Source organism: Paracoccus sp. P2 (assembly GCF_046335115.1).
Taxonomy (GTDB): domain Bacteria; phylum Pseudomonadota; class Alphaproteobacteria; order Rhodobacterales; family Rhodobacteraceae; genus Paracoccus; species Paracoccus pantotrophus.
Window position 1 is genome coordinate 68,482 of sequence record NZ_JBGOSN010000009.1, and the last position, 13,672, is coordinate 82,153.

General features: G+C 68.2%; 13 protein-coding genes and 1 pseudogene. 10 read left to right on the forward strand and 4 right to left on the reverse strand.

Annotated features, from left to right (window positions below; all coding sequences use genetic code 11):
* Positions 1 to 32: 32 nt before the first annotated feature.
* The 10 genes from ACDP63_RS08115 (at position 33) to ACDP63_RS08160 (ending at position 10,969) form a co-directional block, all read left to right on the forward strand.
* The gene (locus ACDP63_RS08115; RefSeq protein WP_024843081.1) at positions 33 to 764 is read left to right on the forward strand and encodes an SDR family oxidoreductase; all 732 of its coding nucleotides are present in this window, start codon (positions 33 to 35) and stop codon (positions 762 to 764) included.
* A gap of 28 nt (positions 765 to 792) precedes the next feature.
* The gene (locus tag ACDP63_RS08120; protein ID WP_028709918.1) at positions 793 to 2,415 is read left to right on the forward strand and encodes an FGGY-family carbohydrate kinase; all 1,623 of its coding nucleotides are present in this window, start codon (positions 793 to 795) and stop codon (positions 2,413 to 2,415) included.
* 41 nt (positions 2,416 to 2,456) lie between these two features.
* Positions 2,457 to 3,182 carry an SDR family oxidoreductase gene (locus ACDP63_RS08125; RefSeq protein WP_024843079.1) on the forward strand — a complete coding sequence of 242 codons (726 nt, stop codon included), beginning with the start codon at positions 2,457 to 2,459 and terminating at the stop codon, positions 3,180 to 3,182.
* A gap of 86 nt (positions 3,183 to 3,268) precedes the next feature.
* The gene (locus ACDP63_RS08130; protein ID WP_024843078.1) at positions 3,269 to 3,835 is read left to right on the forward strand and encodes a DUF421 domain-containing protein; all 567 of its coding nucleotides are present in this window, start codon (positions 3,269 to 3,271) and stop codon (positions 3,833 to 3,835) included.
* Complete coding sequence (locus ACDP63_RS08135) at positions 3,832 to 5,058, forward strand: NAD(P)/FAD-dependent oxidoreductase (protein ID WP_024843077.1); 1,227 nt, start codon at positions 3,832 to 3,834, stop codon at positions 5,056 to 5,058. The genes ACDP63_RS08130 and ACDP63_RS08135 overlap by 4 nt, the downstream gene beginning before the upstream one ends.
* 185 nt (positions 5,059 to 5,243) lie before the next feature.
* Positions 5,244 to 6,347: an ABC transporter ATP-binding protein gene (locus ACDP63_RS08140; protein ID WP_028709917.1), complete on the forward strand. Its 1,104-nt coding sequence runs from the start codon at positions 5,244 to 5,246 to the stop codon at positions 6,345 to 6,347.
* Positions 6,348 to 6,379: 32 nt separating this feature from the next.
* On the forward strand, positions 6,380 to 7,459 hold the full coding sequence (locus ACDP63_RS08145; RefSeq protein WP_024843075.1) for an ABC transporter substrate-binding protein: 1,080 nt from the start codon (positions 6,380 to 6,382) through the stop codon (positions 7,457 to 7,459).
* A gap of 98 nt (positions 7,460 to 7,557) precedes the next feature.
* Entirely contained in the window at positions 7,558 to 8,637 is a 1,080-nt protein-coding gene (locus ACDP63_RS08150; RefSeq protein WP_024843074.1) for an ABC transporter substrate-binding protein, read from the forward strand.
* A gap of 71 nt (positions 8,638 to 8,708) precedes the next feature.
* Complete coding sequence (locus ACDP63_RS08155) at positions 8,709 to 10,010, forward strand: ABC transporter permease (RefSeq protein WP_036764673.1); 1,302 nt, start codon at positions 8,709 to 8,711, stop codon at positions 10,008 to 10,010.
* 5 nt (positions 10,011 to 10,015) lie between these two features.
* Positions 10,016 to 10,969, forward strand: coding sequence for an ABC transporter permease (locus tag ACDP63_RS08160; RefSeq protein WP_024844960.1), 954 nt, complete (start codon positions 10,016 to 10,018; stop codon positions 10,967 to 10,969).
* A 35-nt stretch (positions 10,970 to 11,004) separates the two neighbouring features.
* Here the strand turns inward: ACDP63_RS08160 and ACDP63_RS08165 are convergent, their stop codons facing one another.
* From ACDP63_RS08165 to ACDP63_RS08180, 4 genes and pseudogenes are all read right to left on the reverse strand, one after another.
* Complete coding sequence (locus ACDP63_RS08165; protein WP_024844961.1) at positions 11,005 to 11,949, reverse strand: AEC family transporter; 945 nt, start codon at positions 11,947 to 11,949, stop codon at positions 11,005 to 11,007.
* Positions 11,946 to 12,746: an MBL fold metallo-hydrolase gene (locus ACDP63_RS08170; protein WP_024844962.1), complete on the reverse strand. Its 801-nt coding sequence runs from the start codon at positions 12,744 to 12,746 to the stop codon at positions 11,946 to 11,948. The genes ACDP63_RS08165 and ACDP63_RS08170 overlap by 4 nt, the downstream gene beginning before the upstream one ends.
* Positions 12,743 to 13,540 (reverse strand): TatD family hydrolase, encoded by a 798-nt coding sequence (locus ACDP63_RS08175; protein ID WP_024844963.1) that lies wholly within the window; start codon positions 13,538 to 13,540, stop codon positions 12,743 to 12,745. The genes ACDP63_RS08170 and ACDP63_RS08175 overlap by 4 nt, the downstream gene beginning before the upstream one ends.
* 12 nt (positions 13,541 to 13,552) lie before the next feature.
* A pseudogene (locus ACDP63_RS08180) lies at positions 13,553 to 13,672 on the reverse strand (DNA polymerase III subunit delta'); the annotation flags it as partial.

Sequence of the window (13,672 nt, forward strand, 5' to 3'; positions counted from 1 at the left end):
CGCCCAACCCATTAGAAAGACAGGAGAACGGAATGTCTGAATCGCTGGACGGCAAGGTCGCCGTCATCACCGGCGCGGCCTCGGGGATCGGGCTGGCCACCACCGAGCGGCTGCTCGCGCGCGGCGCCACCGTGGTCATGGTGGACTGGAACGAGGCGGCGCTGGCCGAGCTGGCCGGCAAGCTGGGCGACAAGGCGATCCCGCAGGTGACGAACCTGCTCGACCCCGAAAGCTGCAACGCCATGATCCCCGAGATCCTGGCCAAGGTCGATCATATCGACATCCTCTATTGCAACGCCGGCACCTATATCGGCGGCGAGCTGACCGAGACGACGCCCGAGGCCATCGACCGGATGCTGAACCTCAACGTCAACGCGGTGATGAAGAACGTCCGCGCCGTGGTGCCGCACATGAGCGAGCGCAAGACCGGCGACATCGTCGTCACCTGCTCGATCGCCGGCCATTTCCCGACCTATTGGGAGCCGGTCTATTCCGGCTCGAAATGGGCGATCACCAGCTTTGTCCAGGGCATGCGCCGGCAGATGATCCCGCATGGCGTGCGGGTCATGCAGGTCTCGCCCGGTCCCGTCGTCTCGGCGCTTCTGGCCGACTGGCCCGAGGAGAACCTGCGCAAGGCCAGGGAATCCGGCAGCCTGATCGACGCGGAGGAGGTCGCGGATGCGGTCGAATACATGCTGACCCGCAAGCGCACCGTCACCATCCGCGACATGCTGGTGCTGCCGACCAATTTCGACCGCGTCTGACGCCCGGCACCCGGAACGGAGTAGCGCCATGGACCAGTATCTGATCGGCATCGACGTGGGCACCGGCTCGGCGCGGGCCGGGGTCTTCGACCGCGCAGGCCGCCTGCTTGCCACCGCCAAGCGCCCCATCGAGATGCATCGCGAGCGCGGCGTGATCGCCGAGCAGTCGAGCGAGCAGGTCTGGCGCGCGGTCTGCGACTCCGTCCGGGACAGCGTGGCCCGCGCCGGGATCGACCCGGCGCAGGTCGCGGGCATCGGCTTCGACGCCACCTGCTCGCTGGTCGTGCGCGGGGCGGGGGATGCGACGCTGCCGGTGGGCGATCCCGCCCATCCCGAGCGCGACATCATCGTCTGGATGGACCATCGCGCCGTCGAGCAGGCCGAGCGCATCAATGCGCAGGGCCATGACGTGCTGAACTATGTCGGCACCCGCATCTCGCCCGAGATGGAGACGCCGAAGCTCTTGTGGCTCAGCGAGAACCGGCCCGAGGTCTATGCCGCGGCGGCGCATTTCTTCGACCTGACCGATTTCCTGACCTGGAAGGCGACCGGCGCGCTGGAGCGGTCCGCCTGCACCGTCACCTGCAAATGGACCTATCTGGCGCATGAGGGGCGCTGGGACGCGGATTATTTCCGCCAGATCGGCCTGGGCGATCTGGCCGATGAGGGTTTCGCCCGCATCGGCGCCCGCGTCGTCGATCCCGGCACGCCGCTGGGGCAAGGGCTGACCAAGGCCGCCGCCGGGGCGATGGGACTGCGCCCCGGCATCGCCGTGGCGGCGGGGCTGATCGACGCCCATGCCGGCGGCGTCGGCACGGTCGCGGCCGGGGGTGATGCGACGGCCTGCCTGGGCTATGTCTTCGGCACCTCCTCCTGCACCATGACCACCACGCGCGAGCCGGCCTTCGTGCCGGGCGTCTGGGGGCCCTATTACTCGGCCATGGTGCCCGGCATGTGGCTGAACGAGGGCGGCCAGTCTGCCGCCGGCGCCGCCATCGACCAACTGGTGCAGCTGCATCCCGCCACGGCCGAGGCGACGGCGCTGGCCGTGGCGGCGGGCAAGTCCCTGCCGCAATGGCTGGCCGACCGGGCGCTGGAACTGGCGGGCGAGGCCAGCGCCGCCGTGCGGCTGGCGGATGAGCTGCATGTGGTGCCCGAATTCCTGGGCAACCGCGCGCCCTTTGCCGATCCCCATGCCCGCGCCGTCATCATGGGGCAGGGGATGGAGACCGGGCCGGATTCGCTGGTCGCGCTTTACGTCGCCGGGATCTGCGGCCTCGGCTACGGGCTGCGGCAGATCATCGAGACCCAGGCCCAGAACGGCGCCCCGGTCGAGACGATCAGCGTCAGCGGTGGCGCCGGCGCGCATCCGCTGACCCGGCAGCTGCTGGCGGATGCCACCGGGCTGCCGGTCGAGGTGACGGAATGCCCCGAGCCGGTGCTGCTCGGTTCGGCCATGCTGGGCGCGGTGGCGGCGGGGCTGTTCCCCGACCTGCACAGCGCCATGCCCGCCATGTCGCGCATCGCCACGCGCTGCGCCCCCGATCCCGCCAGCCGCGCGCGGCAGGACGCGCGCCATGCCGCCTTCCTGGCGCTGCAATCCACGGCGCGGCAGATCCGCGCCGCCATGGCGGCCTTGCCGCAAAACTGAACACGGGCGGCACTGCCGCCGAACTGGACATGCGAGGAACCATGCAATTCTCGGGCAAGACCGTCATCATCACCGGCGCGGGCAAAGGGATCGGCCGCGCCTGCACGCGCCTGATGGCCGAGCGCGGCGCGAAGGTCGTGGCGCTGTCGCGCACGCAATCCGACCTCGACAGCCTCGCGGTCGAGATCGGCGCGCGCGGCATCCGTGTCGACCTGGCCGACCCGGCCGCCACCCGCGCCGCCATGGCCGAGGCGGGGACGGCCGACTACCTGATCAACAGCGCCGGCATCAACGTGCTGGAAAGCGTGCTCGACATGACCGAGGCCGGCTATGAGGCGGTGCTGGGCATCAACCTGCGCGCGGCGCTGATCTGCTGCCAGGCATTCGCCCGCGCCCGCGTGGCGGCGGGCGGCGGCGGCGCCATCGTCAACATCACCTCGATCGCCGGCCATCGCGGCTTCCAGGACCACCTGTGCTATGCCGCCTCCAAGGCGGGTCTGGAGGGCGCGACCCGCGTGCTGGCCAAAGAGCTTGGCCCGCACAACATCCGCGTGAATGCTGTGGCGCCCACCATAACCCTGACCGAACTGGCCGCCGAAGCCTGGAGCGATCCGGCGAAAAGCCAGCCGATGATGGTGCGCCACCCGCTCAACCGCTTCGCCGAGGCCGGGGAGGTCGCGCAAGGCATCGCGCTGCTGCTCTCGGACGACAGCCGCATGGTCACGGGCGCGGTGCTGCCGCTGGATGGCGGTTTCCTGGCCGTCTGACCGCTTCAGGCCGGGGCGTGGAACCGGCGCCGCACGTCGCGGCTTGTCTCTCGGCGCCAGAACCGGCGCGGGCCGGGGGGACAGCCATGCTCGAAGACCTTCACCGCATCTTCCTGGGCGATCAGCAGCTGGGCTTCGCCTGGGAGGTCTTTTTCCGCACCGTCATCATCTATTTCTACACGCTGGCCCTGATGCGCTGGCTGGGCGGGCGCACGGTGGCGCAGCTTTCCATCGTCGAGTTCCTGCTGGTCATCGCCATCGGCTCGGCGGTGGGCGATTCGCTGTTCTATCCCGACGTGCCCCTGCTGCCGGCGATGTTCGCCATCTTTCTGGTCGCGGCCTTCAACAAGCTGGTGGACGAGGCGATCCTGTCCTCGGACCGGCTGTCGCGGATCTTCGAGGGCCGGCCGCGCATCGTCGTCACCGAGGGCCGCGTCCACCACGACCGCCTGCGCCGGCAGGGCATCGGCATCGGCGAGCTTCACGCCAAGCTGCGCGAGAAGGGCGTGGCCGACCTTGCCGATGTCAAGTTCGCCATTCTCGAGGCGGACGGCACGCTTTCGGTGCTGAAGCGGGACCGGGACGGCGCGGCGGGACTCTATCGGCCGCCCGCCCTTCCGCCGGGCGAGATGGCCTGGGCCGACAAGACATGACCGGCACGCGGCGCACCCTCAAGCGGCGGCTCCGCACCGCGCAACCCTTCTGGGCCGAGACGCCGCATATCGCCGTCGCGCATCGGGCGGTGCCCTCGCAGCGGCGCTGGGACGTGGTGATCATCGGCACCGGCATTTCCGCGGCGCTGCTGGCCGAGCGGCTGACGCGGCGCAAGCGGCGGGTGCTGCTGGTGGATCGCCGCCAGCCGGTGCGGGGCTCGTCGCTCGCCTCGACGGCAATGATCCAGCACGAGATCGACGTGCCGCTGAGCCGGCTCATGCGCCAGATCGGACCCGACAAGGCAGCGCGGGCCTGGCGACGCTCGGTCAAGGCGGTCGAGGAACTGCTGCGCCTGTCGCGTCGCCTGGGCCTCGATTGCCAGATGCAGCGCAAGCGGGCGCTCTATCTTGCCGGGGACGAGATGGGCTTTCGCGCGCTGCGGGCCGAGGCGGCGCTGCGCCGCGAGACCGGCATCGCCGCCGAGTTCATCCCCCGCCAGCGCCTGCTTGCGGAATACGGCATCGACCGCACCGGGGCCATCCTGTCCACCGATTCGGCCTCGGCCAATCCGGCGCAGCTGACGGCCGGGCTGCTGCGGCTGGCGCAGGAGCGCGGGGCCGAGATCGTCTCGCCCTTCGAGGTCACGGATTTCGCGGAACTGGTGGACGGGGTGGCGCTGGCCTCGGCCGGCGGGCGCGTGGTGGTGGCGGGGCATGCGGTGTTCTGCACCGGTTACGAATTCCTGCCGCAGCTTGCCTCGGCGCATCACCGGATCATCTCGACCTGGGCCATCGCCTCGGCCGAGGGGGTGCGCCGGCCGGACTGGCTGGCCGAGCTGCTGGTTTGGGAGGCGGCCGATCCCTACCTGTATTTCCGCGCCACGCCCACCGGCCGGATCATCGCCGGCGGCGAGGACGAGGCCGGCGCCCATGCCCATGAGGATGCCGGCAAGCTGCGCCGCAATGCCGCCGGGATCGCGCGCAAGCTGGCCGAGACCGCCGGCATCCGCATCGGCCGGCCCGCCTATGCCTGGGCGGCCGCCTTTGGCGACAGCGACGACGGGCTGCCCATCATCGACCTGGTGCCGGGCTGCCGGCGCTGCCATGCGGTGATGGGCTTTGGCGGCAACGGCATCACCTATTCCGCCATCGCCGCCGAACTGACCGCGCGGCGCATCGACGGGCGCAGCGATCCCGACGCCGACCTCTATCGCTTTCGCTGAGCGGGGCGGCATCCCTGGCCTGCGCAGCCGGAATTTGCCGGGCGAAAGGGCAATGACGCAAGGCCGCACCGGCTTCGTCGCCTGCGTCTTGGCCGGCGCTCTACAAGTGAGTTGCATTCCCTGACGGACGCTGCTTACTGTTGGCGGGCGGAACGAAGAACCAATAGAAACAGGGAGCCCGCATCGTGACAGCAGACCCCGGCAACGACGCTTTCGTTGTCTTCGATCACGTCCAAAAAAGCTATGACGGGCAAACGCTTGTCGTCAAAGACCTGAACCTGACCATAGGCAAGGGCGAGTTCCTGACCATGCTTGGCCCGTCCGGTTCGGGCAAGACCACCTGCCTGATGATGCTGGCCGGATTCGAGACGGCCACGCATGGCGAGATCAGGCTGGACGGGCGCAACATCAACGACGTGCCGCCCCATCGGCGCGGCATCGGCATGGTGTTCCAGAACTACGCGCTTTTCCCGCATATGAGCGTGGGCGAGAACCTGTCCTTTCCGCTGGAAGTGCGCGGCATGGGCAAGGACGAGCGCGAAAGCCGCATCGCCCGCGCGCTCGACATGGTGCAGATGGGCCAGTTCAAGAACCGCCGCCCGGCGCAGCTGTCGGGCGGCCAGCAGCAGCGCATCGCGCTGGCCCGCGCGCTGGTCTTCGACCCCAAGCTGGTCCTGATGGACGAGCCGCTGGGCGCGCTCGACAAGCAGCTGCGCGAACACATGCAGTTCGAGATCAAGGCGCTGCACGACCGGCTGGGCATCACCGTGGTCTATGTCACCCACGACCAGGGCGAGGCGCTGACCATGTCCGACCGCATCGCCGTGTTCAACGACGGCCGCATCCAGCAGCTTGCGCCGCCGCCGGTGCTGTACGAGCAGCCCGAGAACAGCTTCGTCGCCGGCTTCATCGGCGAGAACAACGCCCTGCGCGGCACCATCGAGCAGCTCCAGGGCGACAAGGCGCTGGTCCGGCTGGGCAATGGCGAGCTGATCGACGCCACCGCCGTCAATATCCGCGAGACGGGCCAGGTCACCACGGTCTCGATCCGGCCCGAGCGGGTCGAGTTCAAGCCCGAGCTGATGCCGGCCGGCGCCCATACCATCGAGGCGCAGGTGCGCGACGTGATCTACATGGGCGACATCCTGCGGGCGCGGCTGCATGTCGCCGGCCAGGACGATTTCGTGATGAAATACCGCAATACGCTGGGCCAGGTGAAGCTGTCGCCCGGCCAGACGATACGGATCGGCTGGCATCCCGAGGATGCCCGCGCCCTCGATCCGGTGTGACCGTGCATTATCCAAGGAACCAGGGAGTTATGATGAAACGCACGCTGATACTGTCCTCTGCGCTGGTCGTCGTCGCGGCTGCGGCCCAGGCGCAGGACAAGCAGGTGAACCTGCTGTCCTGGGGCGGCGCCTATGGCATGAGCCATGTCGAGGCCTATGCCAAGCCCTTCGAGGCCCAGACCGGCATCAAGGTCGTGGTCTCGGATGCCGACAACCCGGCGACCCCGGTCAAGGCCCAGGTCGAGGCGGGCAATGTCTCGATCGACCTGGCTTCGGTCGAATATGCCGATGCCGTGCGGCTTTGCGACGAGGGGCTGCTGGAGGAAATCGACCCGGCGATCCTGACCCCCGCCGCCGACGGCACCGCCGCCGCCGATGACTTCATCGAGGGCGCGATCACCGAATGCTTCGTGGGCACGGATGTCTATTCGATGATCCTGGCCTATGACGACAGCAAGTTCCCCGATGCCAAGCCCGCCGGTGCGGCCGATTTCTTCGACACGGCCAAGTTCCCCGGCAAGCGCACCATGCGCAAGGGCGCCAAGTTCAACCTGGAATTCGCGCTGATGGCCGATGGCGTGGCGCCCGACCAGGTCTACGAGGTGCTGGGCACCCCCGAGGGCGTGGACCGGGCCTTCGCCAAGCTCGACACCATCAAGAACGACGTGATCTGGTGGGAAGCCGGCGCGCAGCCGCCGCAGCTGCTGGCCGATGGCGAGGTCTCGATGGCCTTTGCCTTCAATGGCCGGATCTTCAACGCCGCCCAGCAGGAGGGCAAGCCCTTCAAGATCGTCTGGGACGGCCAGATCTACGAGATGGAGGGCTGGGTCATGCCGAAGGGCGCCCCCAACCCCGAGGCCGCGAGGGAGTTCATCGCCTTCTCGACTGCGCCCGAGCAGCAGGCCCGCGCCGCCGAGTTCATCAGCTACGGTCCGCCGCGCACCTCTGCCGCCGCCCTGGTCGGCAATATCGAGGGCACCGACGTGCCGATGGGCCCGAACCTGCCCACCTATGCCGAGAACCTGGAAAACGCGCTGGCCTCGAACCTGGATTTCTGGGTCGATCACGACGCCGAGCTGCAGGAACGCTTCAACGCCTGGCTGGCAAACTGACGCATGCGGTCCGCGGCGGGCAGATCGCCGCGGCCATCCCCAAGCCCGAAACGGGCAGGAAGCGGCCAAAGAGCCGCAAACACCAACGGGAGTAGAACATGAAAACCACATTGATCCTGACCTCGGCGCTCTGCAGCCTTGGCCTGGCGGCGCAGGCCCAGAACAAGGAGGTCAACGTCGTCTCCTGGGGCGGCGCCTATGAGCGTTCGCAGGTCGAGGCCTATAACATCCCCTTCGCCGAGCAGACCGGCATCAAGGTGAACATGCTGGCCGCCGACAACCCGGCCACGCCGCTGAAGGCGCAGGTCGAGGCGGGCAATATCACCGGCGACGTGTTCGACATCGAGGTCTCGGACGCGATCCGGCTTTGCGACGAGGGCGCGCTGGTCGAGATCGACCCCGCCATCTTGCCGCCCGCCCCCGACGGCACCCCGGCGACCGAGGATTTCATCCCCGGCGCGCTGCAGGAATGCGCAGTCGCGAACATCTTCTGGGGCACGGTCATCGCCTTCGACACCACGAAGTTCGACGGCGAGAAGCCCTCGACCGCGGCGGATTTCTTCGACACCGCCAAGTTCCCCGGCAAGCGCGGCCTGCCCAAGAACCCCAAGCGCACCCTGTATCTGGCGCTGATCGCCGACGGCGTGGCGCCCGACCAGATCTACGAGGTGCTGGCCACCCCCGAGGGCGTGGACCGCGCCTTTGCCAAGCTCGACACCATCAAGCGCGATGTGGTCTGGTGGGAGGCCGGCGCCCAGCCGGTGCAGCTGCTGGCCGATGGCGAGGTGGTGATGGCCACCGGCTATAACGGCCGCTTCTTCGACGCCATGGTCGGCGAGGGCAAGCCCTTCGAGATCATCTGGGACGGGCAATACATGGACATGGACATGTTCGCCATTCCCAAGGGCTCGCCCAATCCCGAGGCGGCGCTGGAATACCTGAAATTCGCCACCGCCACCGAACAGCTGGCCAACCAGGCGAAATACATCGCCTATGGCCCGGCGCGCAAAAGCTCGGCGGCGCTGGTCGGGCTGTTCCAGGACGGCAAGACCGAGATGGGGCCGCATATGCCCACCAGCGAGGAGCATATGAAGACCGCCGTCATGGACGACCCGGAGTTCTGGGCCGATCATTCCGCCGAACTGGCCGAGCGTTTCAACGGCTGGCTTGCCAACTGACCTGCGCAATGCCGCGGCCCGGACCGTCCGGGCCGCGGCCTCGACCCCGGATTGCCCGACAAAGGACCAAGATGGCCAAAGCCCTCGACCCCCATGCCGCCATCGTCACCGAGGCCGGCGGCCTTGACCAAGGCGGAACGCTGAAAACCGCGGACGGCCGCCCGTTGAAGGCAGCCTTGGCGCGCAGCTCGCGCCGGGCGCGGCGGCGCGCCTTCCTGCTGGTGCTGCCGCTTCTGCTGTTCGTCCTGATCACCTTCGTGGTGCCGATCGGGCAGATGCTGCAGCGTTCGGTCAAGAACGACGGCTTCTCGGCCAACATGCCGCAGCTCAGCGCCTGGTTCCACGACAACCCCCGCGGCACCGAGCCCGACGATGCGGCCTGGGCGGCGCTGGCCGCCGACCTGACCGCCGCCGCCCAGGCCCGCACCGTCGGCGTGGTCGGCACCCGCATCAACTACGACATGCCGGGCACGCGCTCGCTGTTCACCTCGGCCGGCCGCCAGGCGCGCGGCGGCATCGAGCCGCCCTATCGCGAGGCGATCCTCGAGATGGACGCGAAATGGGGCGACCCGCGGCTGTGGTCGGTGATGCGCGAGGCCTCCTCGCCCTATACCACCAACTTCTACCTCGCGGCGGTGGACCGCACCCGCGACGAGCAGGGCGAGGTGGTCGCCGCCCCGGCGCAGCAGCAGATCTACGGCAAGCTGTTCCTGCGCACCTTCTGGCTGTCGCTGGCCATTACCGCCACCACCTTCCTGCTGGGCTTTCCCGTCGCGCATCTGCTGGCCACCCTGCCGATGCGGCAGTCGAACCTGCTGATGATCCTGGTGCTGCTGCCGTTCTGGACCTCGCTTCTGGTCAGGACCACGGCCTGGATCGTGCTGTTGCAGCAGCAGGGCGTGGTCAACGACGTGCTGGTCTGGCTGGGGGTGATCGGCAACAACCAGCGGCTGCAGATGATCTTCAACCAGACCGGCACGATCATCGCCATGACCCATATCCTGCTGCCCTTCATGATCCTGCCGCTCTATTCGGTGATGCGCACCATCAATCCCAGCTATGTGCGCGCCGCGCGCAGCCTGGGCGCGACCAGCTGGACCGCCTTCCGCCGCATCTATTTCCCGCAGACCCTGCCGGGGCTGGGGGCGGGGGCGCTTCTGGTCTTCATCCTGGCGGTGGGCTATTACATCACCCCCGCGCTGGTCGGCGGCTCGTCGGGGCAGCTGATCTCGAACATGATCGCGATGCACATGACGCAGACGCTGAACTGGTCCATGGCGGCGGCGCTGGCGGCGCTGCTGCTGGGCGGGGTCTTGATCCTCTACTGGGTCTATGACCGGCTCGTCGGCATCGACAACCTGAAACTGGGATAACGGCCATGGCGCTTCCAACCTACGCATCGCCGCTGGAGAAGGTCTGGCACTACACCTATCTGGCGATCTGCGGCGCGATCTTCTTCTTCCTGATCGCGCCCATCGTGGTGATCATCCCGCTGAGCTTCAACGTCGAGCCCTATTTCACCTTCACCGACCGGATGCTGTCCTTCGACCCCGACGGCTATTCGCTGCGCTGGTACGACAGCCTGCTGACCTTCGGCATGGCGCGGCCGGACGCGCCGCGCGACCTCAGCTGGTGGGCGGATGCCTGGCGGAACGCGAAATGGGTGAACGCGGCGAAAAGCTCGATCATCATCGGCTTCTTCTCGACCATCCTCGCCACCGTGCTGGGCACGCTGGCGGCGCTGGGGCTGTCGCGGCCCGAGATGCCCTATCGCCGCGCGATCATGGCGATGCTGATCTCGCCCATGATCGTGCCGATCATCATCACCGCGACGGGGATGTTCTTCTTCTACTCGAACCCCTGCGAGCCCCTGACCTGGATTGGCCTGAACCCGGAATGCGGCCGGCTGGCCGGTACCTATCTGGGGGTGATCCTGGCCCATGCCACGCTGGGCATTCCCTTCGTGATCATTACGGTGACGGCGACGCTGATCGGCTTCGACCAGTCGCTGAACCGTGCGGCGGCCAGCCTGGGGGCGAACCCGCGCACCACCTTCTTCCGCATCACCATGCCGCTGATCCTGCCTGGCGTGATCTCGGGGGCGCTGTTCGCCTTCGTGACCTCCTTCGACGAGGTGGTGGCGGTGCTGTTCATCGCCGGGCCGGACCAGCAGACCATCCCGCGCCAGATGTGGAACGGCATCCGCGAGCAGATCTCGCCCGCCATCCTTGCCGTGGCGACGCTGCTGGTGATCTTTTCCATCGCGCTGCTCACAACCGTCGAGTTGCTGCGGCGAAGATCCGAACGGCTGCGCGGCCTGACGCCGAGGTGAGGGCGGACGCCGCCCTTGGGGGCGGCGTTTGCGCATCAGGGCAGGGCGGCAAGCCAGAACCAGACCGTCAGCATCGACAGCCCCGTCGCCACCAGCACCGCCGAGGCCGAGACGCGCTTGGCCACCCCGTAAAGCGCGGCGAAGAGATAGGCATTGACCCCCGGCGGCATGGCGGCCGTCACCACGGCCGAGCGCATTTCGGCCAGGTTCAGCGCGAAGATCCGGCCCAGGCCGAAGGTCACGGCCGGATGCAGCAGCAGCGAGATGCAGCAGCACATCGCGATGGCCCGCGCCTCGCCCTCGGGGCGGTAGCGATAGAGCACGCCGCCCAGCCCGAACAGCGCCGCCGGCAGCGCGGCGCTGGACATCATCCGGACAGCGGCCCAGAAGCCCTCGGGCATGACCAGCCCGGCCTGGGTCAGCAGGTTCATGGCAAAGCCGCCGAGGATGCCGATGACCAGCGGCGTGTGCAGCACGCCCGACAGCGCCCGCAGCGCCACCCCGCCCACGGACAGGTTCTGGCCCCGCGCCCGGGCGAATTCCATCGCGGTGATGCCGAAGGTGTAAAGCAGCGGCGAATGCACCGAGATGATGGTAAAGTTGCCCAGCACCGCCTCGGGGCCATAGGCGCGTTCGGTGATCGGCACGCCCAGCAGCAGCGAGTTCGAGAACAGGCAGACGAAGCCGATGGCGATGGCGTCCTCGATCGGCCGCCTCAGCCAGTAAAAGGACAGGCCGGTTCCCAGCGCAAAGGACAAAAGCGCGCCGCTGTAAAAGGCCAAGAGCAGCAGCGGGTTGTAATTCGCCCCCAGGTCCAGCCGGGCGATGGCGCCGAACAGCAGTACTGGCAATGCGAAGTTCTGTGCAAAGCGCATGACACCATCGACCGCCACCTCGGTCAGCCATCTGCGCCAGCAGACCAGGTAGCCGAAGCCAACCACCAGGAACACCGGCAGGATGACGTCAAAAAGCGCGGTCATATCAGCTCGATCCGCATGCCGTCATGGGCGGGCACGACGTTTTCGGGCGTCTCGCGCATGACGGCGTCGTAATCCAGGTCGACATGCATGTTGGTCAGAACGCCGCGCGCGCAGCCCGAGCGGGCGATCCATTCCAGCGTCAGCGCCAGATGGGCGTGGCTGGGATGCGGGATGCGTCGCAGCGCGTCGCAGATGAACACCTCGCAACCCGTGATCACCGGCCAGGCTTCCTCGGGAATCGCCAGCACGTCGGGCAGGTAGACCAGGCTCTGCTCGACCCCGCCGATGCGGAAGCCAAGCGCGTTCATGTCGCCGTGGTTGACCTCGAAAGGCGCCAGCTCGATGCTGCCCCCCGCGCCCTCGATGGCGAAGGGGCCGCGGATCGGCTGCAAATCGCAGATTGGTGGATAGGAGGAACCCGGCGGCGTTTCGAAGATATAGCCGAAGCGGGTCTTCAGCGCCGCCGCGGTCGGCTGGTCGGCCCAGACCGGCATCCGGCGGCGCATGTTGAAGACGATCTGCCGCAGGTCGTCGATGCCGTGGATATGGTCGGCATGGGCATGGGTATAGGCGACCGCATCCAGCTCGGCGACATCGGCATCCAGCAGCTGCGGCACCAGGTCGGGCCCGGTGTCGATCAGCAGCCGCGTCACCCCGTCATGGCCATGGCGCTCGACCAGAAGCGCGCAGCGGCGGCGGCGGTTGCGCGGATTGGCCGGATCGCATTCGCCCCAGCGATTGCCCAGCCGAGGCACGCCGCCCGAAGAGCCGCAGCCCAGGACGGTGGCGCGGATCATGCCGCGGCCTTGCGAAACAGCCGCTCGAAGTTCAGCGTGGTGAGGCTGGCGAATTCATGCTCGGTCATGCCCAGCAGCTCGGCGCCGACCTTGGCGGTATGGGCGACGAAGGCCGGCTCGTTGCGCTTGCCGCGATGCGGCGGCGGGGCGAGATAGGGCGCATCGGTCTCGACCAGGATGCGGTCGGCGGGCGCGGCGGCAAAGATCTCGCGGATCGAGGTGCTGCGCGGGAAGGCCGCGATGCCGGACATGGACAGGTAGAAGCCCAGGTCCAGCGCCGCCCGCGCCAGTTCCCGCCCGCTGGTATAGCAATGCATGACGCCGGTGAAGGCGCCGGCGCGATGTTCCTCGGTCAGGATGCGGGCCATGTCCTCGTCCGCGTCGCGCGAATGGACGATCAGCGGCAGGCCGGTGCGGCGCGCGGCCTCGATATGGATGCGCAGGCTTTCGGCCTGCACCGCGGCGCTGTCGGCGGTGTAGTGATAGTCGAGCCCGGTCTCGCCGATGCCGACGAATCGCGGATGGCGCGACAGGGCGACCAGCTCCTCGACCGTGGCCAGCGGCTCTTCGGCGGCATGCATCGGATGGGTGCCGGCGGCATAGAACACGCCGGGATGGGTTTCGGCGATGGCGCGCACGGTGGGTTCGTTGCGCAGCCGGGTGCAGATGGTCACCATGCGGGTCACGCCCGCCGCATGGGCGCGCGCGACCAGTTCGGTCTGTTCGCCCTCGAAATCGGGGAAGTCCAGGTGGCAATGGCTGTCCACCAGGATGGGAAGATCGGGTTCGGGCATGGTTGGTTTCCGTCAGACGGCGGGCTGGTTCGCAAGCCCGACCAGCATATCCAACACCAGCGCGGAAGGGTCAAGGTTGACCGCCCGCCCGGCGCGGGCCCGCGCTGACAGCTCGGCCTGGGCGGCCGCCCA

Excerpts from the sequence above, each read along its gene's own strand:
- ACDP63_RS08115 (WP_024843081.1), top strand. The coding sequence starts at position 33 with ATGTCTGAATCGCTGGACGGCAAGGTCGCCGTCATCACCGGCGCGGCC.
- ACDP63_RS08120 (WP_028709918.1), top strand. The coding sequence starts at position 793 with ATGGACCAGTATCTGATCGGCATCGACGTGGGCACCGGCTCGGCGCGG.
- ACDP63_RS08125 (WP_024843079.1), top strand. The coding sequence starts at position 2,457 with ATGCAATTCTCGGGCAAGACCGTCATCATCACCGGCGCGGGCAAAGGG.
- ACDP63_RS08130 (WP_024843078.1), top strand. The coding sequence starts at position 3,269 with ATGCTCGAAGACCTTCACCGCATCTTCCTGGGCGATCAGCAGCTGGGC.
- ACDP63_RS08135 (WP_024843077.1), top strand. The coding sequence starts at position 3,832 with ATGACCGGCACGCGGCGCACCCTCAAGCGGCGGCTCCGCACCGCGCAA.
- ACDP63_RS08145 (WP_024843075.1), top strand. The coding sequence starts at position 6,380 with ATGAAACGCACGCTGATACTGTCCTCTGCGCTGGTCGTCGTCGCGGCT.
- ACDP63_RS08150 (WP_024843074.1), top strand. The coding sequence starts at position 7,558 with ATGAAAACCACATTGATCCTGACCTCGGCGCTCTGCAGCCTTGGCCTG.
- ACDP63_RS08155 (WP_036764673.1), top strand. The coding sequence starts at position 8,709 with ATGGCCAAAGCCCTCGACCCCCATGCCGCCATCGTCACCGAGGCCGGC.
- ACDP63_RS08160 (WP_024844960.1), top strand. The coding sequence starts at position 10,016 with ATGGCGCTTCCAACCTACGCATCGCCGCTGGAGAAGGTCTGGCACTAC.
- ACDP63_RS08165 (WP_024844961.1), bottom strand. The coding sequence starts at position 11,949 with ATGACCGCGCTTTTTGACGTCATCCTGCCGGTGTTCCTGGTGGTTGGC.
- ACDP63_RS08170 (WP_024844962.1), bottom strand. The coding sequence starts at position 12,746 with ATGATCCGCGCCACCGTCCTGGGCTGCGGCTCTTCGGGCGGCGTGCCT.
- ACDP63_RS08175 (WP_024844963.1), bottom strand. The coding sequence starts at position 13,540 with ATGCCCGAACCCGATCTTCCCATCCTGGTGGACAGCCATTGCCACCTG.